The sequence below is a fragment of the Desulfobotulus pelophilus genome (genome assembly GCF_026155325.1).
GTDB classification, from domain to species: Bacteria; Desulfobacterota; Desulfobacteria; order Desulfobacterales; family ASO4-4; genus Desulfobotulus; species Desulfobotulus pelophilus.
Genome location: NZ_JAPFPW010000007.1, coordinates 46,824 through 66,632 on the forward strand (window position 1 = coordinate 46,824; position 19,809 = coordinate 66,632).

Consider the following 19,809-nt stretch of genomic DNA (forward strand, 5'->3'; position numbering starts at 1 on the left):
TTGCCTGCAGCTTCCACACCCTAAACAGCATTCACTTTGAAAATCAAAATTATCTTATAGTGACACACTCCTTAAAAGTCAACATTTCCAGATGGCATCGTTCATCTTTCAAAAAAGCTCTGCGCCCTTGCCCTGAAAGCATATTTTGCTCCCAGACGGCTCTTTCTTTTGTGAAATCGCCGCTCATCAGAACCTGTTCCGTCACCAAAATCAATTAACAGCCCGCTCTCATTTTTCAAAGTAAAACATAAAAAACAATAGTATTTTCAAGATCAAGGGCGGAAAAGTTCCTTTCATTTCAAAAAAACAGAATTCTTTGGCCACAATCAAAAACACGGTTCATCCTTGACAGTCAGGCAATCAAATTTATATGACACACGAACTAAATGTAAAATAATTCATTTTTTCAAATGTTTACAAAAGATAACCCTGTTTACCAGGAGAACCCGGGAACTCATCCGTAAGATGATTCCATGAACCCGGGAAATATCGCTCCAAAGGTATTATTTCTTAAAAAAACCCTGCCGGGCAACCGGAAAATTTTTATAACCGAAAGGACAGTCTTATTATGAATTACCAGAAAGAGTACCAGCAGAAACTCGTTACGGCAGAAGAAGCGGTCAAATGCATCCGATCCGGAGACCGCGTGGACTACAGCTTCATGACCACCAAGCCCATTGCCTGCGATGCGGCACTGGCCGCCCGCCATGCCGAACTGAGCAATGTAGAAGTGTACGCAGCCATCACCGTACTCCCGGTTCCGGAAGTGGTGAAACATCCGGATACCTTCATCTATCACGATCTCCATTTCAGCAAAATCAGCCGTATTATCCAACGGGATTTCAATCTCTGCTACTATTTTCCCATCATGTACCACGAAGCAGGCAAGTGGTTCCGGGACAACATTGCCAAACAGCACCATGTGTTCATTGCCCAGGTCTGTCCCATGGATGAACATGGATACTTCAACTTTTCCCTCACCAACTCAGTCAGCCTTGCCAATGCCCATCACTGCGAAAAGGTAATCCTTGAAATCAACCCCAACCTCCCCGTTGCACTGGGCGGTTTTGAAGAATCCATTCATATTTCTGATGTGGATTATATTGTTGAAGTCAAAGAAGATATGCCTGTTTTTGAAGCTCCTGCAGCGGATCCCACAGAAGTGGACCGCCAGATCGCAGAACATGTCATGGGCTTTATCCACGATGGCTGCTGCATTCAGCTGGGAATTGGCGGCATGCCCGATGCCGTTGGTAAAATGATTGCCACATCCGACCTCAAAAATCTTGGCGGGCATACGGAAATGCTCTCTGAAGCCTATGTGGACATGATTGAATCCGGACGCATGACAGGCATTCACAAGCCCTTTGACAAATGCCGGGTGCCCTATACCTTTGCCCTCGGTCCCAAACGACTCTACGATTTCATCAATAATAATCCGGCGGTAGCCTCCTATCCTGCCCAGTACACCAATGATCCCCGCCGAATTGCCCAAATTGACAACTTTATCTCCATCAACAATGCCGTTGAGGTGGATCTGTACACACAGGTAAATGCGGAAAGTGCCGACATTCATCAGATTTCCGGCAATGGCGGCATGTGGGACTTCGTCATGGGTGCGCAGTGGTCCAAGGGCGGCAAAAGTCTGATCTGCCTGGCATCCACCGCCACCAACAAGGAAGGCGAACGCATCTCCCGCATTGTGCCGCACTTTGACCCCTGCTCCATCACGACCATCCCCCGGCAACAGGTGGACACCATCGTCACCGAGTATGGTGCGGCCGAAGTTCGGGCGCGCTCCACATGGGAACGCGCCGAAATGATGGTCAACATAGCCCATCCGGATTTCCGTGACGAGCTGGTCAAAAAAGCCGAAGCCCAGAAAATCTGGAAGCGCTCCAACAAAAAAGACGCCTGACAGACATACCGCAGGGAGCAGCAGCCAACGACTCCCTGCTGGTCCATCCAAAAATAAACATGCTTTCTAGAATCGTACCCGAAAAAGCAACGCATACAGCACCGGCACCACGCCCAGGGTCAGTACGGTTGAAAAGATCAGCCCGAAAATAATGGCAACGGCCATGGGGGCCCAGATAGGGCCCCCACCCCATAGCAGGGGAACCATGCCCAGAGCCGTTGTAGCCGCACTCACAAAAATAGGACGCATCCGGCGACAGGCAGCTTCCACAATAGCTTCCTGAAGCCTTCGCCCGTGCTGCTCGGATTCAATGCGGATGCGATCCAGCAGTACAATGGCATTGTTAACCACAATACCAGACAAAGATATAATGCCCAGCAAGGTCATAAAGCCAAAATAAAGACCCGTCAGATGAAGACCTGACACCACTCCGATGAGGCCCAGGGGAATGGTCGTCATGATGATGAGGGTTTTTCGAAACGAATTGAACTGCAGCATCAGCAGCATGAGAATGATAAACGCTCCCACAGGAACCTGCTCCATAATGGCCGCATTGGCCTGTATGGATTTTTCCGTTTCACCTCCAAAGGCATACCGGTACCCCATTCCCCATGATGTCAGCTCCGCATCCAGCCATGGCCGCATATGTCGCATCACCTCATTGGCCGTATATCCCGGAAAGAGCCCGCTACTGACCGTCACGGTACGCAGCCTGTCTCTCCTCAAGACCTCCGATGGCTGCCACACAATGTCAATGTCCGCCACCTGGGCCAAGGGAACGGAGCGGCCAGCGGCCTGAGAGTATACCTGAAGGTTCTCAAGCTTACCCAAATCCTTACGGTCGGCAGCCAGACTGCGCAGACTGACGGGAATCAGCTGATCCCCCTCCCGGAACTCCGTAAGGGTGAAGCCAGACAGGCCTGCCTGCAGACTAATGGCGATGTCCTGACTGGAAACGCCTGCCATCCTTGACCGCGGCTGGTTTACCCTCACCACAAACTTTTTAATTCTTCTTCCCCAGTCATCGGATATATCCCGAACGCCCTCCTCTTCAGACAGCCTTTCCTTCACCCCTTCCACAATGGCGGCCAGTTTTTCCGAATCCCGCCCCGATATACGAATCTGAACCGGATCTTCCACAGGCGGGCCATTCTGAATCCTTCTCAGCTCCACCTTGGCATCGGGGTAGTGTTTCCGTATATAGGTTCCCATATCCGCCATGACCCTGTCCATATCATCCAGATTTTCCAGGTTGATAATCATCAGGGCATAATGGGGGACCCCCTGCTTGGGCATATGGGTAAGAAGAAACCGGGGACCTCCCTGACCGATATGGGTGACCCAACCTGCTATACCATTGAACCCCATCCCATCTGACCGGAAATGTGCCTCCATGAAAGACTCCACGTCCCTGACCATGGCTTCCGTACTCTCTATGGTGCTGCCGGGAGGAAGTTCCAGCTCCGCTTTAAAAAACAGACGGTCCGAAGGAGGGAAAAAAATCACGGGCAGATAGCGGAAGGTGAACATGACCATTACAAAGACAACCAGTACGGCAAAAAGACTAAGACCTCTGTGCCGCAGTGAAAAGCCCAGCATATGGCGATACATTCCGTAAAAACCTTTATCATAGGTTTTTCTACCCTCCTTTCCCCTGCCAACCTTCAGGATCATCGTGGAAAGCAGGGGGATGAGGGTCATGGAAAGAACCCATGAAGAAAAAAGGGCAATGCTCACAACCTTGAAAAGGGGGGCTGTATATTCACCGGTGGTGGACTTTGCAAGAAAAATGGGGAGGAAAGAGGCCGCCGTTGCCAGAGAAGAAGTCAGGAGGGGAACCGTAAGCTCCCTTGCGGAGGCAATGGCTGCAGGCACAGGCCCTTCCCCCTCCTCCATGCGCACCATGATGGATTCACTCATGACAATGGCATTATCTACCAGCATCCCAAGCGCAATCACAAGGGAAGCAAGGCTCATCTGATCTATACCGATATGGAGAAAAGCCATCATCATAAGGGTCATGAGCATGACCATAGGAATCAGGGCAGCCACGACAAGCCCCGTACGAAGCCCCAGCACCACCAGCGTGATACCCAGCACCATCAGCACGGCCTGAAACAGATTTTTCTGAAAAAGGGAAACCTTTTCCTGAACCTCACCAGGAGCAAAGTTAACCAGCTCAAAGTCAATACCAAGGGGATAATGAAAACGAACCTGCTCCAGAAGCCCCGTTACGGCGTCACCCAGCTGAATGAGATTCCCTCCCTGGCGCATGGACAGAGCAAGGCCGATGGCAGGCAGACCATTGCTTCGCATCATTGCAGCAGGAGGGTCCGCATAGGCTCTTCTGACATCCACCATGTCACCGAGAAAAATCATTTCCGCGCGCCCGGGTACCTGCACCACGGTCTGACGGAGATCCTCCAGTGTATCCAGGTTACCCGAAGGCTCCAGTACAATTCTCTCTCCCTCAACATCAATGGAGCCCCCTGGAATAATGATGTTTCTTGCTTTCATTATACCCATCAGCTGATAGGGAGACATACCCATCTCCGCCAGACGGGCATTGCTGTACTCCACAAAAATCCGTTCATCCTGCACTCCATACAGATCGACTTTGGCCACTTCATCCAACATGAGAAGGGCATCCCGGACTTCATCCGCCACAGTTTTCAACTCTCTGTAGGTAAAATCTCTGCCCGTTATGGCAATCAATGTACCAAACACATCGGAAAACTCGTCATTCACGATGGGCCGGAAGGCGCCTTCCGGCAGATCCGATGCCGCCCTTTCAACCTTACGTCGCAGGTTATCCCAGACTGGCCGCATGTCCCTGTACCGCTCCTGTACCCAGACATCGATAATGGAAACACCCGTTGAAGACTGACTTTTCACATAATCCAACTCCGGTATTTCCTGAATAACCTTTTCAAGCTTATCCGTTACCAGCTGCTCCACACGTTCAGGGGACGCGCCGGGAAAAAAAGTCACCACCCTGGCTACACGAAGCACAAATCCGGGATCATAGTCCCTTGGCAGATCCCTGTAGGCCTGCACTCCCCCTATAATAATAATAAGCAACACAACCAGCGATATTCTGTTTTTTTCAATGGCAAGACGGGTCAGGTTCATGGCAGACTCCCCTCCCATAGCTTCACCCGCTCTCCTTCCCGAACCCGGCCCACACCCGCCGTCACCACAAGGTCACCAGCCACAAGACCTTCCAGCACTTCAATCCCGTCGGATCCCATACCACCCAGAACCACATCGCGGCGCACCACCTCCGCCACTCCATTATCAAGAACCCTGAGACAGAAGACAAACCGTCCCCTCTCATCCTCTCCCACGCTGCGGAAGGGAACCCGCACCGCACCCCCATGGATCACCATGGGAATCATCACTTCGGCAGCCATTCCCGGCAGTATACCCGCATCCCGCGTCTCCAGTCGAACCGTCACAGGAAAGGTGGTTTCCAGACCCACGGAAGCAAGCCCCACTTCCGCAACCACACCGGAAAAAGTTTTCTGACCAAGTGCATCCACCCGCACCTCCACAGCCATACCTTCCCGTACGCCGGAAATATGGATGGCCGGAACGGCAATCCGCACATCCACCCGGCTGCCACAGTTCACCACGGCTACGGCCTGCCCAGCCCCCACATTCTCGTTTTCTTCCACGAGAACAGCCGCCACGCCACAACGATCCGGAGCATTCAGCCCGGTATAGGCAAGCTGACGTCTGGCAAGAGCCAGATGATTTTCAAGGGATCGTACGGCTGCCCGGGCAGACTCGGAGGCCGCCCGGGCCATATCCAGCTCACTGCGAGAGACATTCCTCCTTTCATACAATGCCTGCACCCTTCCATATACAGCATCGGCGTTTCTTGCCTCAGCCCTTGCCCTGCTTACGGAAGCCTCCGCTTCCTGTACCCGAAGCTGAAAATCCGTTGCATCCAGTTTTGCAATAAGCTGACCCTTTTCCAGCATATCCCCCACACGGACAGGCAGAGCCTGCAGGGTTCCCGGCACACGGAAGCTCATGCGGGTGACCATTCCAGCCCGGGCCAAACCCGTAAATGTCCGCATACGGACGCCATCATCTTCCCGTATCTCCACATAACGAACAGGCCGCAGAGGAGGATCCATTTCTCCATCGGGTACATTCCCGCATCCCAACACAAGGACAACCGCCACCGTCATACCCCACAGACCCCATGCATGCCTGACGGTCTTCATGGCTTATTTTCCTTTCCGATTCCGGGAACAGACAAGCCGTTTTTCTCATAATAGTCTTTCAGGCGCACAAACATGGCGTCCCGCTCCTCAAGGGTAGCGGAAAAATCCACATTTCCCAGAAGGCGTTGCACAGCCATAAGATCTTTCAGAAAATCATATACACTGGCTGCGGACATCTCTTCCGCCACCAGCAGGGCATGCTGGGCATCCAGAAGATCCATGGCAGAAACAACCCCCCGCTCATAAGCATCCGTTACAAGATTCATATTGTTCCGTGCGGACTCGGCAGCATCTCCGGAAAGACGAATTCCCGGCCAGGATGCTTCGGTGGCATACAGGGCAACCCGCATTCTCGCCTCAAGGCCTTCGGCTGTTTGCAGCCTCCGGGTACGGAGAGCCTCCAGCCTTTCCAGCCCTTCATCCAGCACGGCAGGCCGCGCGCCCCCCGTAAAAACGGGATAGGAAGCCCGTAGCCCCACCTGCCATCCGAAATCCTCTCTTTCCGGGAGATGAACCGGAGGCAGACCCGGTGCGAGATCCACGGACATGGCACCACTCCCATCCCCCTGTGCAACCAAGCGCTGACGGAGGGCACCCTCCGCAACAAGCTCCGGAATATACCAGGCCCTTCTGGCAGCACGAATACTCCTTTCCGCAGCCTTCATGGCCAAAGCAATCTGTTCCAGTTCCGGTGAGCGGTCCCTGGCTTCGGCCACCACAAAATCATGAAAAACACCCATCCTGCGGGGATTTTCTGAAAACCACCTTATTCTTGGATCGCTGACAAAAAACAGAGGATCAGACACACGTGTATCCTCCGGGTATACCGGTGCATCCAGCCGTCGGTGCAGAACACGGTTCAGCTGAATCTCCGCCTGCCGTAGCCCTGCTCTGGCGTCCAACAACGCCTTACGGGCAGATGCCAGCCTGCTTTCCCACCGGTACACTTCCGAAGGCCCTGCATAACCAACCTCCCTGCGGTTTTTCGCCCTTACCAGATTGGCCCTTGTGAGATCCAGATCCTGTTTTCTGATGCGGGCCATGCGGTCAGCACGGAGAGCATTCAGAAAAGCGCGGGCCGCGGTTTCGGCTATATCCAAACGTACCTGGCGTTCCAGTACTTCACGGCTTCTGACCTCAATATCCGCCACATCCGCAAGGCTTTGTGACCTTTCAGAAAAAAGAATCTGACGGAGGGTAATGGCCGCCCACACCTCCTCCTCGGGCTGCCTGCCAAGGCTGGCTGCGGCATTTTTCCTGTCCGTGAGCTGGCCTTCCACTGTTACCCCGGCCTGAGGCCGCAGAGAAGCACGCTCCTTCCTGGCCAGAACGCGGCTAATGGCCTTTTCCCTTTCCGCAAGGGCCAGATCAAGGTTGGCAGCCATGGCCTCCTGAACCGCATTCTTAAGGGAGAGGTGAGTCCCGGTGACGGCAGGAACCTCGTGAATAAGGTCCGCCTCCAGCAGAACATCCCAATCCGGATACACCTGAATGCGGCGGGCTGTTTCCATATTAACCGTAAAATCCACATCCGGATAAAACGCAACGGAAAGGGTTCCCGCTTCCCTGCCCAGAAGAATCTGCTGGACATGAAGAGCCACCCGCCTTGCCAGTCGATCGATGCGTTGGGAAGGGGCCATCCCCGCCAGAATTCCCCTTTCCACCTCCTCCCTCCCCCAGAGAGAGAAAGAAGGTAGGCCTTTTTCTATAAAACCGTCCACAAGACGACAAAATTCTTCCGGAGAAAATCGCTGAAGGGGAGTAACCAGAACAGCCCCCACTCCATGGGAAATGGCCGCGAGCACGCTATTGGCATCATCCACAGCCGGGACAAAATCTATTTCAAGATCAAACCCTTTGCCAAGCATACCAGTTCTCAGACCCAAATCAGGAATCGCCTCCAGAATGCTGACATCACCAATCACCGCCAGCCTGTCAAAGGGCACCATTTTCCGGAAAGCACCCATATCTCTTTCAAAATTTTCAAAAGACTTAATGTAGTTCAGATTCTTCACACCGCTGCTTCCCCCGCTTTCGGGAAACTGCTGCAGGTCTGCGGCAATCACCACGGCTCCGATGCCAGGAAGGGGTAAAGACCTTTCATGGGCAAGGATATGGGAGGCAATCACACCCGCACCGATCACCATATCCGCCTCCTGACTCCCAAGGGCCATTCTTAGCTCCCTTCTGATATCAGCAATGTTCCAGTTCCCCGAAAAATGAAGGGCTTCTGGGAAACGGATATCAAACTCCTTTCCGACCAGATCAAAGATTTCCTTTTGAAGCCTATCCACACCACCGTATCGGGCGCTGGGACCATCCTCCACAATAGCAATGCGTACCACAGGCAAGGCTGTCCCTGCCCAGCCCTGCACACCGGCCAGCAACAGGCACAGGGTAAAAAAAAGATACCGCCCCATCTTTCCTCCATGGTATCAAAGCCTGTACAGAAACGGGGTGTCGCGCGGACAGACACAGGCAATTCGCAGCGCGAACAATGTTTGCAACATTTTCCAAAAAAAAGCGCCATGCACGAAAAAAAATGGCCATATGCGGGAAGGATTTCATGTATGCAGTGAGCATGCCTCCATTTGGCAGTACTGTCAAGAAAAGGTAAACAGCACTCACCTTTTTCCATAAACCGAAAGCTCTGTTGTCAGAGCTAACTTCAAACCATCTTTCCTTTGTCGTAGACAAAAAAGGTGAATTCCATGAAAATAGCTATGGCACAGCTCAACTCTCTGGTGGGCGATCTCAAAGGGAATGCCGAAAAAATCATCCGGGCCAGCGAAAAAGCCAAAGAACAGGGCGCGGACCTTATCGTTTTCCCCGAACTTACCCTGACGGGGTACCCTCCTCTGGACCTTCTGGAAAGAAAAGCCTTTGTGCGGGCCAACCTGAACATATGCCATCGCCTCATTGACCATATCCAGGGCATCGGCATTGTGTTTGGCTATGTTGCTCAAAACCCCGCCATCCATGGCCCCGGCCTTCAGAATGCCGCCATTTTTGCAAAGGACGGCAAGGTACTGGCCGACATCCGCAAAACCCTCCTGCCCCAGTATGATGTATTTGATGAGTGCCGTTACTTTGCATCAGGACAACCGTCAAAACCGGTTTTGTATGAAGGATTCCGCTTCGGCATTACCATCTGTGAGGACGCTTGGAATACCGGACACGTTCAGGGGAATAAGCTTTACCCCCAGGATCCTGTGGCAGACATAGCTCCGGGCTGCGATATTCTCCTGAATCTTTCCGCATCGCCTTTTCATGTGAATAAAATAGCCATCAGGGATCAGCTTTTTTCAGGTATTGCCAAACAATACGGCATCTTTGTGGTGGAAGTAAATCAGGCCGGAGCCAATGACACCCTTGTCTTTGACGGAGCCAGCACGGCCTATGGCCCGGACGGGCAGATTATCAGCAGAGCAGCTGTCTTCAGGGAAGACATGATTCTTACGGATCTCCATACCGGAACAGGTGAGATACGGAAGTTACCGGAGAATCCGCTGGACCAGATCCACGAAGCACTGGTTACGGGCATAAGGGATTATCTTCATAAATGCGGATTCTCAAAGGCTGTGGTGGGATCTTCCGGAGGAATCGATTCTGCCTTGGTACTGGCACTGGCTGCGGAAGCTCTGGGCCCGGACAATGTGATCAGTATCTTCATGCCCGGCCCCTATACGGCAAACGAAAATTTCGACGATACAGGCAGGCTTGCGCAAAATCTGGGGGTTCGCCATGAAATTGTCCCTATTCAGAAAAGCATGGAAGCCATGGCCGAATCCGCACCGGTCTTTCATCTGGAACATCACGGAATTACGGAACAGAACCTGCAGGCCCGCATCCGAGGCACCCTGCTCATGGCCTATGCCAACCATTGCCATGCCATGGCCCTTCCCACGGGGAATAAGGCAGAGATGGCCGTGGGGTACAGCACCCTCTACGGAGACATGAACGGAGCACTGGCTGTGCTGGGAGATGTTTCCAAAACCCGGGTTTGGGCCCTTTCCCGGCGAATCAATGAAAAGTCCGGTCGTGAACTGATTCCGGAACGCATCATTAACAAAGTACCCAGTGCGGAACTCAAACCCGACCAGACGGACCAGGATGACCTGCCACCTTATGAGATTGTGGACGCCATTGTGACCCACCATGTGGAAGACTGTGAGGATGAAACGGCCATTACGGAAAGAGGATACAACAAGGAAGATGTGCAGGACGTGATCTCAAGAATTCGGTACAATGAGTACAAACGCCAGCAGGCAGCACCCGTAATCCGGATCACGACCAAAAGCTTCGGTTACGGCAGACGCTACCCCATGGCCTGCAGGCTGGGCTATGATGCAGTCTGATTCTTCCCATACAGCCGCCGTGATCCGAAACGCCTCCCTTACCTTATACAGCCCCCGTCTGCCCACTGCCATGAGACCAAAGTACTTGACATTGCAATGAGTATAAAAAAGCTGCCAGATATTGAACTGGTCATGCCTGCGGAACGGTGGAATCCTGTGCCATACGAACAAGGCAGGAACGAACTCGACAAAGCTATTGCTGGCCTGTTCCAAAAAGCAGACTCATTACGATGTCGGGTAAAAAAGGAACATATTCGTGGATTACCCGTTACACCACAAAAAAATACCCGATTGCAGGGAGCCAATCCACTAAACCGGCTCCCTGTCATCAATGGCCCCCGCCCAGATAAGCCGAGTGAACGTCCGGGTTGGCCAGAAGATTGTCTGCCTGATCGGCCAGAACAACCCTGCCCACCTCCAGAACATACCCCCTGCGAGCAAGGCGCAGTGCGGCCTTGGCATTCTGCTCCACCAGCACAACCGTAACACCACTCCTGTTAATTTCCCGTATGGTTTCAAAAATAGCTTTAATGATAAGGGGAGCCAGACCCAGTGAGGGCTCGTCCAGAAGAAGGAGCCGGGGATGGGCCATGAGGGCCCTTCCGATTGCCAGCATCTGCTGTTCCCCGCCGGAAAGAGTGCCTGCGAGCTGCTTGCGTCTTTCCTTCAGTATGGGAAAAAGAGAAAAAATCCAATCCCTGATCCGGGCATCCCGGTTTCTGTCTTTACTGGTAAAGGCCCCCAGCCGTAAATTCTCTGAAACCGTGAGGGTACCGAAAACCCGCCTGCCTTCGGGCACCTGGGCAATACCCATCTCCACAATTTTATGGGCTGGCAATGTGTGAAGGGAAGTCCCCTCAAAAAGAATCGTTCCGGATGCGGGTTTCACAAGACCGCTGATACTCATAAGGGTAGTGGATTTCCCGGCACCATTCGCACCGAGAATACTGACGATTTCTCCTTCGGCCACTTCCATGTCAATGCCATGAAGAGCCTCAACATTACCATATTTTACCACCAGATTCGCAAGGCTCAGCATGGATCCTCTCCGCCCGTGTCCTCATCACTACCCAGATACGCCTCGATCACCCTGGGGTTGTTTTTAATATCCTCAGGACTGCCTTCGGCAATTTTCGTACCGTACTCAATTACAACAAGCTTCTCACAGGCACGCATCACAAGCCCCATATCATGTTCAATAAGAAGTACGGTAATGCCTTTCCGGCTTATTTCCCGGATCAGACGAAGCAGTTCAGCCGTTTCCTGATCATTCATACCACCTGCGGGCTCATCCAGAATAATGATACGGGGAAAGCTGGCAAGAGCACGGGCAATCTCCAGGAGGCGCTGTTTCCCATAGGAAAGGCTGGAAGCCGGCAAGCCGGCATAGTCCCATAAACCAACGAATTCTAATACCTGCCTTGCTGTTTCAAGGGCTTCTTTTTCTTCCCTTCGCTGGCCGGGTGTACGTACCATGGATGCAAAAATACCCGCCCCCATGCGACAGTGGCAGCCTGCCAGCACATTCTCCACCACCGGCATGTTCTGGAAAAGCCGTATACTCTGAAAGGTTCGGGCTATGCCCATTTCCACAATTTTATGGGGTTTTTTACCCTTTACAGATCTTCCTTCAAAGAAGATATCGCCGGTATCAGGGGTATAGTTGCCCGTAATAAGGTTGAAGACAGTAGTTTTTCCGGCACCATTGGGACCGATCAGCCCTACCACGGCACCGGCATCCACAGAAAAACTCACCCTGTTCACGGCCGTAAGGCCCCCAAACGTTTTCACCACCTTATCAAGGGACAAAAGGCTCATGCATCCCCCCCACCGGCTCTGGACACACCCGCATATTTACGTGTAAGGGGCGGCAGCAGGCCTCTGCTGCGGAAAATCATCATCAGTACCATGGCCGCGCCAAAGAAAAGCATGCGGGCATCGGCAAAGTTTCGGAAAAACTCCGGGAGGCCGACCAGAAGAAATGCGCCCAGAATCACACCGGGGATACTGCCTGCCCCACCTAAAATCACAATGGCAAAAATCAGCACCGACTCCCAGAATACAAAAGAACCCGGAGAGACCGTACTCATTTTCGCGGCAAAAAGCGTTCCCGCCATGCCAGCCCAGACGGCACCGATCACAAAGGCAGCCAGCTTGTACCAGGCCGTGTTGATGCCGGAGCCTTCCGCTGCCGTTTCATCTTCTTTGATATAATTCAGGGCACGGCCGAAACGGGACTGTTCCAGCCGGTAGAAAAACCAGATGGTGATCAGCAGAAACCCCCCAATCAGGTAGTAAAACTGCCAGGGTCTGCGAATGCGCATATCAAAAATTTCCGGCCTTGGAATACCGAAAATGCCATTGGAACCGCCGGTTATGCCGAAAATATCATTTTCAAGGGCAATCCGAACAATTTCACCCACGCCGATGGTGACAATGGCCAGATAATCACCCCTCAGATGAATGATGGGTCTGGCCACCACCAGGGCAAAAAGCCCTGCTGTGAACCCAGCCACGGGTATCAGCCAGAGTATCGGTATATTGAAGTGGGTACTGATAATGGCAGCCGTATAGGCCCCCACAGCATAATAAGCCGCATGCCCGAGATTAAAAAGTCCCGTATGACCCACAACCCAGTTCAGACTTAAACCTAAAATGGCGTAGAGCCATATGTCGTTGAGAACCCCTATCCAATAGGGGTTGCTGAAGAGAACCGGGAAGCAGGCAAAAAAAGCCAGCAGCACACTTGTGATAAATACGTTCCTGTTCATAACTTATCCGCCACACGTTCTCCAAGAATCCCTCTGGGCCGCACCAGGAGAATGAGGATGAGCACAGCAAAGGCAATGGCATCTTTCCATGCTGTGGAAATATAGGCGGCCCCCATGGCCTCCAGAACACCCAGAAGAAGACCGCCCAACATGGCTCCCGGAATGTTACCGATGCCTCCGATGATGGCTGCTGTAAAAGCCTTGAGACCAAAAATCCATCCCATGGTGAAGTTGATCTGGCCGTAGTAGATACCTACCATCACGCCCGCAGCAGCTCCCAGGGCAGGACCAATGATAAAAACAATCTGAATTACCCTGTCTACATTGATACCCATGAGACGTGCCGCATCCTGGTCAATAGCTGCCGCACGAATGGCCGTACCTATCTGTGTTTTCTGCACAAAAAAGTACAGACCCGCCATCATGACAAGGGAAACAAGCAAGAGCAGAACCCGCAGCAGGGGAATCTCAACGCCAAAAAACGAAAGGGGAATGTTGGGAAGAATACCGTGGGGATAGACCTGAAAACGGGCACCATAAATCAGCATGATGGCATTCTGCAGAAAGATGGATGCGCCCAGCGCAGATACAATGGCCGAGAGCCTTGGGGAAGACCTCAGGGGACGATAGGCCACCCGTTCCAGCAATACGCCCATCAGTGCCACCATGGCCATTACCAGAAGAATCAGTACCAGAACACCTCCAAAGGGCCCCAGACTTTCCGTAAAAGCAAAAATCCCCAGAAAACTCAGCCCCAGAAAGGCACCCATGGTAAAAAGCTCACCATGGGCAAAATTCATGAGTTTCATGACCCCATACACCATGGTATAGCCCAAAGCAACGAGGGCATAAATACCACCCACGGCCAGGCCGTTAAAAAGCTGCTGCAGAAAAAATTCCATGATCTCTTCCTGGAAAAACGAAAAAAGATATCGGATAAAAGCCTGGCAGAGCCATCTCCCGGGTGAGCAGACCACACCGGAAACGGCCCGATATCTTTCGCTGGAGAGCTGAGCCCACAGACAGGGGGCGCAGCATCTCCATGGTTCAGGACAACCGCATCAGTGACTCTTCAGCACAAAAGCGCCTTCTTCATTCACCTGATAGACACGGTACACATCACCAATACGGTCACCGACACTGTTAAAAGAAATGGTACCCGTAAGGGCGGGCATGTCCTTGAGCTGGGTGCGCATATAGTTGGCAACTTTTCTGGAATCCGTGGAACCGGAACCTTCCATAGCTGTCACAATGGCTGTAAAAGCATCTCCGGCCAGAACCGCCCATATGGAACCGGGCAACTTCTCATATTTTTTCTCAAAAGCAGCAAGAAAATCACGGGCCTCATCCGTTGGCAGATCCTGAGGCACCGGCGGGCTTAAAAAATAAAACCCATTAGCCGCCTGTTTGCCTGCAATTTCCACCAAATCCGGGTTATTGGTAGCATCCCCGCCTATCATGGGAACATTCCAGCCCATCTCCATTTTCTGACGCAGCAGAAGACCGGCTTCAGGATAGTACCCCGTAAACAGAATCACATCCGGGTCGGCAGCGCGCATGCGGGTCAGAATGGTATTGAAATCCCGTTCTCCCGGAGTAAGGGCATTGAAAAACACGACCCTTGAATCGGAAACCTCACCGATGAACTTTCTGGCATCATCAGCAAGCCCTCGGGCATAGGAGGTATTATCGTGAAGAATGGCAATCTTTGAAAAACCCATGCGGTCAAGGGCTTTGGCAGCTACCATGGCCTGCTCGTCATTTCTCGGACAGGTACGGAAAAAATAGTTCAGTCCTTTTTCCGTAAGACGGTTGCTGGTAGCGCCATTGGCAACCTGAATGATATCATAATCATCGTAGATGTTCTGAGCCGCTTCCGCCACGGAAGAACCATACGTACCGATCACAGCGGCTACTTTTCTTGTGGAAAGCCTCTGGGCAGCCAAGGCTGCAGAACGGGGATCGCCTGCATCATCCTCCACCACAATTTCCACCTGTTTGCCCAGCACCCCACCCCTGGCATTCAGCTCTTCGGCCAGCAGGTTCACAATATCCCGCATATCCTGCCCTTCACTGGCCCAGGAGCCTGTCATGGGGGCCATCAGCCCGATACGGATGGTTTTGGCCATGGCCGGAACCGCCAGAAAACACAAAACTCCCACAAGACACAGAACTTTTTTCATGCCTTCCTCCCTCTTCAGTTAAAAATATCCGGGAAAAGAATGGATACGGTGAATTTTTTCAAATAGCAGAGGGCCGCAAGTCCTGTCAATTGCTTTGTCCGCATCACAAACAAGCATCCGCTTGATTTTCATAGGGTTTTTGCTGTGTCGCAGCATGAGCTCCAGGCCCATGCTGCAGGAGGGAACTAATAGCGGTAGTGGTCCGGCTTAAAAGGTCCTTCAGGAGAAATTCCCAGATAGGAAGCCTGTTCCGGCGTCAGCCTGGTGAGACGCACACCCAGTCGGCCAAGGTGAAGACGGGCTACTTCTTCATCCAGTGTTTTGGAAAGGGTATACACTTCTTTTTTGTGGGACTTCGTTGCCAGAGCAATCTGGGCAAGGGTCTGATTCGTGAAAGAGTTGCTCATGACAAAGCTGGGATGCCCCGTAGCACAGCCAAGATTGACGAGACGGCCTTCCGCCAGCACGATGATGGAACGGCCGGACTTCAACGTCCATTTATCCACCTGAGGCTTAATGTTCAGACACAGGCACTCTGGGGTCTCTTCCAGGTAAGCCATGTCGATCTCATTGTCAAAGTGACCGATATTACATACAATGGCCTCATTTTTCATGGATTCCATATGCTGGCCTGTTATAACATGGTAATTTCCCGTGGCCGTGACAAAGATATCTCCCATGGAGGCCGCTTCTTCCATGGTCAGAACCTCAAAACCTTCCATGGCAGCCTGCAGGGCACAGATGGGATCAATTTCCGTCACAAGGACCCGGGCGCCAAAACCCTTCATGGATCGGGCACAGCCTTTACCCACGTCACCATACCCGCAGATCACAACCACCTTGCCGGCAATCATGACGTCCGTTGCCCTTTTGATTCCGTCGGCAAGGGATTCCTGGCAGCCATAGAGGTTATCAAATTTACTTTTGGTGACAGAATCGTTCACGTTGATGGCCGGAAAAAGCAGCTCTCCTTTTTTCTGCAGCTGATAAAGCCGCCCTACACCTGTGGTGGTTTCTTCGGAAACCCCACGGATTTTTTCCGCCATGCGGGTCCATTTGCCGGGATCCGTTCCATAAGCCAGACGAAGGCGGTCCTGCAGGCATTTTTCCTCCAGAGAACCCGGTTTTTTATCCAGAAGAGACGGGTCCTTTTCCACACGCACCCCTTCATGGACCATCAGAGTGGCATCCCCTCCATCATCCACAATGAGATCCGGGCCGGAACCGTCGGGCCAGGTCAGGGCCATTTCCGTGCACCACCAGTACTCCTCCAGCGTTTCCCCTTTCCAGGCAAAAACCGCAGAGGAACCATTGGCTGCAATGGCAGCAGCCGCATGATCCTGAGTGGAAAAAATATTGCAGGAAGCCCAGCGGATATCCGCTCCCAGCTCTTTTAACGTTTCAATGAGCATGGCCGTCTGTATGGTCATGTGCAGGGATCCCGTTACCTTGAGACCTGCAAGGGGCTTTTCCTTTCCATATTTTTCCCTTGCCGCCATAAGACCGGGCATTTCGTTTTCCGCAAGCTGCATTTCCTTACGGCCGAAATCGGCTCCTGCCATATCCGCAACCTTGTGACCAAGGCTCAATTCCAGTGGCTGAACTGACATAAATTCACTCTCCTTTTAAGTTGTTATGATACATCTTTAAGAGATCTGGCCATCCATGCTGACCGACAACCGGAGCCCCCTTTTTGCCTTCCCCTTGTCCGCAATTCAGGCTCGGCGAACGGCATGATACAAACTGAGAGAAAGGGAGGACGGCAGGGAAAAGCTATCCAGCTTTGTCAGATCAAAGCCAGCACCCTCAAGAAAACGGGCTATGGTTTCCTGCTGGAACCCCAGCCAGCGGTCACCGAAGCGTTCCCTCAGAAACTCCTTGTCATGTTTATCAAAATCTGCCAGCAGCAGAACACCGCCGGGAACTAAAATACGGGCCGCATCCCGGATGCCCCCTTCGGGATCGGGCAGATGATGCAGGGCCAGAGAAATAATGGCAAGGTCCGCCACACCATCGGCTACGGGAAGATGCTCAATGGCACCCAGCCTCAGATCGGCATGGAGACCCGCTGCCCGGAAACGCCGTTCTGCTTCCGCCAGCATCTCCATGGAATAATCCACACCAATCACACTCCCCGCCTGACGGGCCAACCCCTGCAAAAGCTCTCCCGTTCCACAGCCCAGATCTACGGCAAGACGGGGACGTCCCGCAGCAGACAACAGGCAGGCATTGAGATCAAAGTCTCCCAGGATTTCCCGTCGCAGGGCATCCCAGTCCGTAGCAATGGTATCAAAAAAGCGGGATGTACTTCTGCGCCTGGCCTCCAGAACTTCCGCCGCGCGGACCCTGTCTGCCGCTAGCTCAGGCTCCTTCCGCATCCATTCCCGTACGGAAACCACAAAATCCCTTCCACTTCCCTCCGCAGGCACGCCGTAAAAAGCCCAGACCCCATCCCTGCGACAGGAAAGCAGCCCTGCATCCGTCAGTATTTTCAGATGTCTGGAAATACGGGACTGCCCCATACCCATAACCGCTACAATCTCATTGACACTGAGTTCATGGTGGTCCAGTATGTGGATCAATCGGATTCGTGTGGGGTCGGACAGAGCCTTGCTAAATATTAAAATATCCATATTCCTTGATATATCCCCCAATCAAGCCTCAAGGTCAAGCTTTTTATCCGAGCCTGAGGACCCTCTTTCCTCATTCCCTGAAAAAAGCAAGAGACGGTACAATTCCAGAAAAATTCTTACCCCTTCTTTCTGCTTTGGGCTTGCCCTGAAGCAACCGGAAAGGTACATTGGTTACCAACCATCCTGTCTATGATTCCTAAAAGGAGAATCCACCATGCCGGATTTTGAGTACCTTGCGGAACAGCTGGGGCTGGACACAGAAGACTTCCTTGAACTGACCAACCTTTTCATTTCCACCCTGCGGGATGACATCACCCGGCTTGAAAAGGCCCTTCAGGCACAGGATGCCTCCGCAGCCCGTGATGTCATCCACGCCATCAGAGGCTCTGCTGGAAATCTTGGATTTACAGCCATTTACCTTCTGGCTTCCGATGGTGAAAACCACGCCATGGAAGGAAGACTGGAGCTCCTTACTTCCCTGCCCCAGTCCTTTGCCACAGAAGTGGCCCTCATTGCTGAGGCCCTCTGACCATGGAGGCCACCATGCATGATCTCCATGAAACAGCTGCCCAACCCTCCCGGGAACTGACCCTTCTGGTAGTGGATGACAGTATCATCAATATACGGCTGCTGGAAACGGCCCTTTCCAAGGAAGGGTACCGCATCCTGACGGCAGACAACGGACCGCAGGCGAGAAAGCTGGCAGTGGAGCATCGGCCGGACCTCATCCTTCTCGACATCATGATGCCGGGAGAAGACGGATTCAGCGTCATCCGGTTCCTGAAGAACCATAGTGCAACAGCAGCCATTCCTGTCATATTTCTGACCGGTGTCAGCGAAATTGAATCCAAAATTGAAGGCTTTGACCTCGGAGCTGTGGACTACATTATCAAGCCCTTCCACCCCATGGAAGTTCTTGCAAGGGTGCGGCTCCATCTGAAACTTTCCATAGCCACCAACTCTCTTATTGCCAGTCAGGCGCAGAAACTTCGCCAGATACACAAGGCGCAGACCTCCCTTCTCGTAGCACCGGAAAGTCTTCCGGAAGCCCGCTTTGGCGTACATTATGAATCCCTGCAGGAAGCGGGCGGAGATTTTTATGATGTCATCGCCATCAGCAAAGATATCCACGGCTATTTTGTGGCAGATTTTTCCGGCCACGACATCAGTATATCCTACCTCACGGCCTCCATAAAGGCCCTGATGAAACAGAACTGCACCCCCATCTACCAGCCTTCGGAAAGCATCAAGCTGATCAATGATGTTCTTGTGGAGATTCTACCGGAAGACAAGTACCTGACGGCTTCCTATGCTCATCTGAACCGCAAAACCATGAAGCTGACCCTGGTCAACGCAGGGCATCCTCCTGCCATATATGTCCCCAAAAACGGCCTGGCGCAAAGCATCTCCATGGACGGGGATATACTGGGTATCTTCCGGAATGTCATTTTCGGTACCCGCACCCTTTCCGTACAACCCGGAGACCGTTTTTATCTGTACTCCGACGGGCTGGTCGAAAATACCCGGACACGCACCACATGGCCGGAAGCGTCCAGGCGCATGCTGAAAGTCTGTGAGGAAGTCCGGCACCTGTCCGTTGCAGAAGCAGTCCGTTCCATACGGGAAAATCTCATTGCCAAAGGAATTCCCATTGAAGATGACATTGTTGTCATGTCCGTGGAAATCTGAACTCCCGAACGCCGCCTGAGCC

General features: G+C 52.5%; 14 protein-coding genes. 4 read left to right on the forward strand and 10 right to left on the reverse strand.

Translation table 11 applies throughout. The features are described from left to right. The first annotated feature begins 568 nt into the window (after positions 1-568). Positions 569-1,918 carry an acetyl-CoA hydrolase/transferase family protein gene (locus tag OOT00_RS07570; protein WP_265424708.1) on the forward strand — a complete coding sequence of 450 codons (1,350 nt, stop codon included), beginning with the start codon at positions 569-571 and terminating at the stop codon, positions 1,916-1,918. A 66-nt stretch (positions 1,919-1,984) separates the two neighbouring features. On the opposite strand, the gene OOT00_RS07575 is transcribed toward OOT00_RS07570, so the two are convergent. From OOT00_RS07575 to OOT00_RS07585, 3 genes are read right to left on the reverse strand one after another with little or no spacing between them, the layout of a single operon-like run. Further along, positions 1,985-5,050 (reverse strand): efflux RND transporter permease subunit, encoded by a 3,066-nt coding sequence (locus OOT00_RS07575; protein WP_265424709.1) that lies wholly within the window; start codon positions 5,048-5,050, stop codon positions 1,985-1,987. After that, positions 5,047-6,153 carry an efflux RND transporter periplasmic adaptor subunit gene (locus OOT00_RS07580; RefSeq protein WP_265424710.1) on the reverse strand — a complete coding sequence of 369 codons (1,107 nt, stop codon included), beginning with the start codon at positions 6,151-6,153 and terminating at the stop codon, positions 5,047-5,049. Before OOT00_RS07580 ends, OOT00_RS07575 begins: the two co-directional genes overlap by 4 nt. Continuing rightward, positions 6,150-8,573, reverse strand: coding sequence for a TolC family protein (locus OOT00_RS07585; protein ID WP_265424711.1), 2,424 nt, complete (start codon positions 8,571-8,573; stop codon positions 6,150-6,152). Before OOT00_RS07585 ends, OOT00_RS07580 begins: the two co-directional genes overlap by 4 nt. 291 nt (positions 8,574-8,864) lie before the next feature. On the opposite strand from OOT00_RS07585, the gene OOT00_RS07590 reads away from it, so the two are divergent. After that, positions 8,865-10,511, forward strand: a complete 1,647-nt coding sequence (locus OOT00_RS07590) for an NAD+ synthase (RefSeq protein ID WP_265424712.1) — start codon at positions 8,865-8,867, stop codon at positions 10,509-10,511. Positions 10,512-10,839: 328 nt separating this feature from the next. Here the strand turns inward: OOT00_RS07590 and OOT00_RS07595 are convergent, their stop codons facing one another. From OOT00_RS07595 to OOT00_RS07625, 7 genes are all read right to left on the reverse strand, one after another. Further along, on the reverse strand, positions 10,840-11,550 hold the full coding sequence (locus OOT00_RS07595; RefSeq protein ID WP_265424713.1) for an ABC transporter ATP-binding protein: 711 nt from the start codon (positions 11,548-11,550) through the stop codon (positions 10,840-10,842). Continuing rightward, a complete protein-coding gene (locus OOT00_RS07600; RefSeq protein WP_265424714.1) occupies positions 11,544-12,329 on the reverse strand; it encodes an ABC transporter ATP-binding protein in 786 nt (261 codons plus the stop codon). Before OOT00_RS07600 ends, OOT00_RS07595 begins: the two co-directional genes overlap by 7 nt. After that, positions 12,326-13,282: a branched-chain amino acid ABC transporter permease gene (locus tag OOT00_RS07605; protein ID WP_265424715.1), complete on the reverse strand. Its 957-nt coding sequence runs from the start codon at positions 13,280-13,282 to the stop codon at positions 12,326-12,328. The genes OOT00_RS07600 and OOT00_RS07605 overlap by 4 nt, the downstream gene beginning before the upstream one ends. Then, complete coding sequence (locus OOT00_RS07610) at positions 13,279-14,184, reverse strand: branched-chain amino acid ABC transporter permease (protein WP_265424716.1); 906 nt, start codon at positions 14,182-14,184, stop codon at positions 13,279-13,281. Before OOT00_RS07610 ends, OOT00_RS07605 begins: the two co-directional genes overlap by 4 nt. A gap of 159 nt (positions 14,185-14,343) precedes the next feature. Continuing rightward, on the reverse strand, positions 14,344-15,465 hold the full coding sequence (locus OOT00_RS07615; RefSeq protein WP_265424717.1) for a branched-chain amino acid ABC transporter substrate-binding protein: 1,122 nt from the start codon (positions 15,463-15,465) through the stop codon (positions 14,344-14,346). A 185-nt stretch (positions 15,466-15,650) separates the two neighbouring features. Then, the gene (gene ahcY, locus OOT00_RS07620; RefSeq protein ID WP_265424718.1) at positions 15,651-17,075 is read right to left on the reverse strand and encodes an adenosylhomocysteinase; all 1,425 of its coding nucleotides are present in this window, start codon (positions 17,073-17,075) and stop codon (positions 15,651-15,653) included. A gap of 105 nt (positions 17,076-17,180) precedes the next feature. Continuing rightward, complete coding sequence (locus OOT00_RS07625; protein ID WP_265424719.1) at positions 17,181-18,098, reverse strand: ArsR/SmtB family transcription factor; 918 nt, start codon at positions 18,096-18,098, stop codon at positions 17,181-17,183. A gap of 214 nt (positions 18,099-18,312) precedes the next feature. Between OOT00_RS07625 and OOT00_RS07630 the strand changes: the two genes are divergently transcribed. Both OOT00_RS07630 and OOT00_RS07635 read left to right on the forward strand, forming a co-directional pair. Then, the gene (locus tag OOT00_RS07630; RefSeq protein WP_265424720.1) at positions 18,313-18,627 is read left to right on the forward strand and encodes an Hpt domain-containing protein; all 315 of its coding nucleotides are present in this window, start codon (positions 18,313-18,315) and stop codon (positions 18,625-18,627) included. A 14-nt stretch (positions 18,628-18,641) separates the two neighbouring features. Further along, positions 18,642-19,787, forward strand: coding sequence for a PP2C family protein-serine/threonine phosphatase (locus tag OOT00_RS07635; protein WP_265424721.1), 1,146 nt, complete (start codon positions 18,642-18,644; stop codon positions 19,785-19,787). Positions 19,788-19,809: the final 22 nt, after the last annotated feature.

Excerpts from the sequence above, each read along its gene's own strand:
- OOT00_RS07615 (WP_265424717.1), bottom strand. The coding sequence starts at position 15,465 with ATGAAAAAAGTTCTGTGTCTTGTGGGAGTTTTGTGTTTTCTGGCGGTT.
- OOT00_RS07570 (WP_265424708.1), top strand. The coding sequence starts at position 569 with ATGAATTACCAGAAAGAGTACCAGCAGAAACTCGTTACGGCAGAAGAA.
- OOT00_RS07630 (WP_265424720.1), top strand. The coding sequence starts at position 18,313 with ATGCCGGATTTTGAGTACCTTGCGGAACAGCTGGGGCTGGACACAGAA.
- OOT00_RS07580 (WP_265424710.1), bottom strand. The coding sequence starts at position 6,153 with ATGAAGACCGTCAGGCATGCATGGGGTCTGTGGGGTATGACGGTGGCG.
- OOT00_RS07635 (WP_265424721.1), top strand. The coding sequence starts at position 18,642 with ATGCATGATCTCCATGAAACAGCTGCCCAACCCTCCCGGGAACTGACC.
- OOT00_RS07585 (WP_265424711.1), bottom strand. The coding sequence starts at position 8,573 with ATGGGGCGGTATCTTTTTTTTACCCTGTGCCTGTTGCTGGCCGGTGTG.
- OOT00_RS07575 (WP_265424709.1), bottom strand. The coding sequence starts at position 5,050 with ATGAACCTGACCCGTCTTGCCATTGAAAAAAACAGAATATCGCTGGTT.
- ahcY (WP_265424718.1), bottom strand. The coding sequence starts at position 17,075 with ATGTCAGTTCAGCCACTGGAATTGAGCCTTGGTCACAAGGTTGCGGAT.
- OOT00_RS07595 (WP_265424713.1), bottom strand. The coding sequence starts at position 11,550 with ATGCTGAGCCTTGCGAATCTGGTGGTAAAATATGGTAATGTTGAGGCT.
- OOT00_RS07600 (WP_265424714.1), bottom strand. The coding sequence starts at position 12,329 with ATGAGCCTTTTGTCCCTTGATAAGGTGGTGAAAACGTTTGGGGGCCTT.
- OOT00_RS07590 (WP_265424712.1), top strand. The coding sequence starts at position 8,865 with ATGAAAATAGCTATGGCACAGCTCAACTCTCTGGTGGGCGATCTCAAA.
- OOT00_RS07610 (WP_265424716.1), bottom strand. The coding sequence starts at position 14,184 with ATGGAATTTTTTCTGCAGCAGCTTTTTAACGGCCTGGCCGTGGGTGGT.
- OOT00_RS07625 (WP_265424719.1), bottom strand. The coding sequence starts at position 18,098 with ATGGATATTTTAATATTTAGCAAGGCTCTGTCCGACCCCACACGAATC.
- OOT00_RS07605 (WP_265424715.1), bottom strand. The coding sequence starts at position 13,282 with ATGAACAGGAACGTATTTATCACAAGTGTGCTGCTGGCTTTTTTTGCC.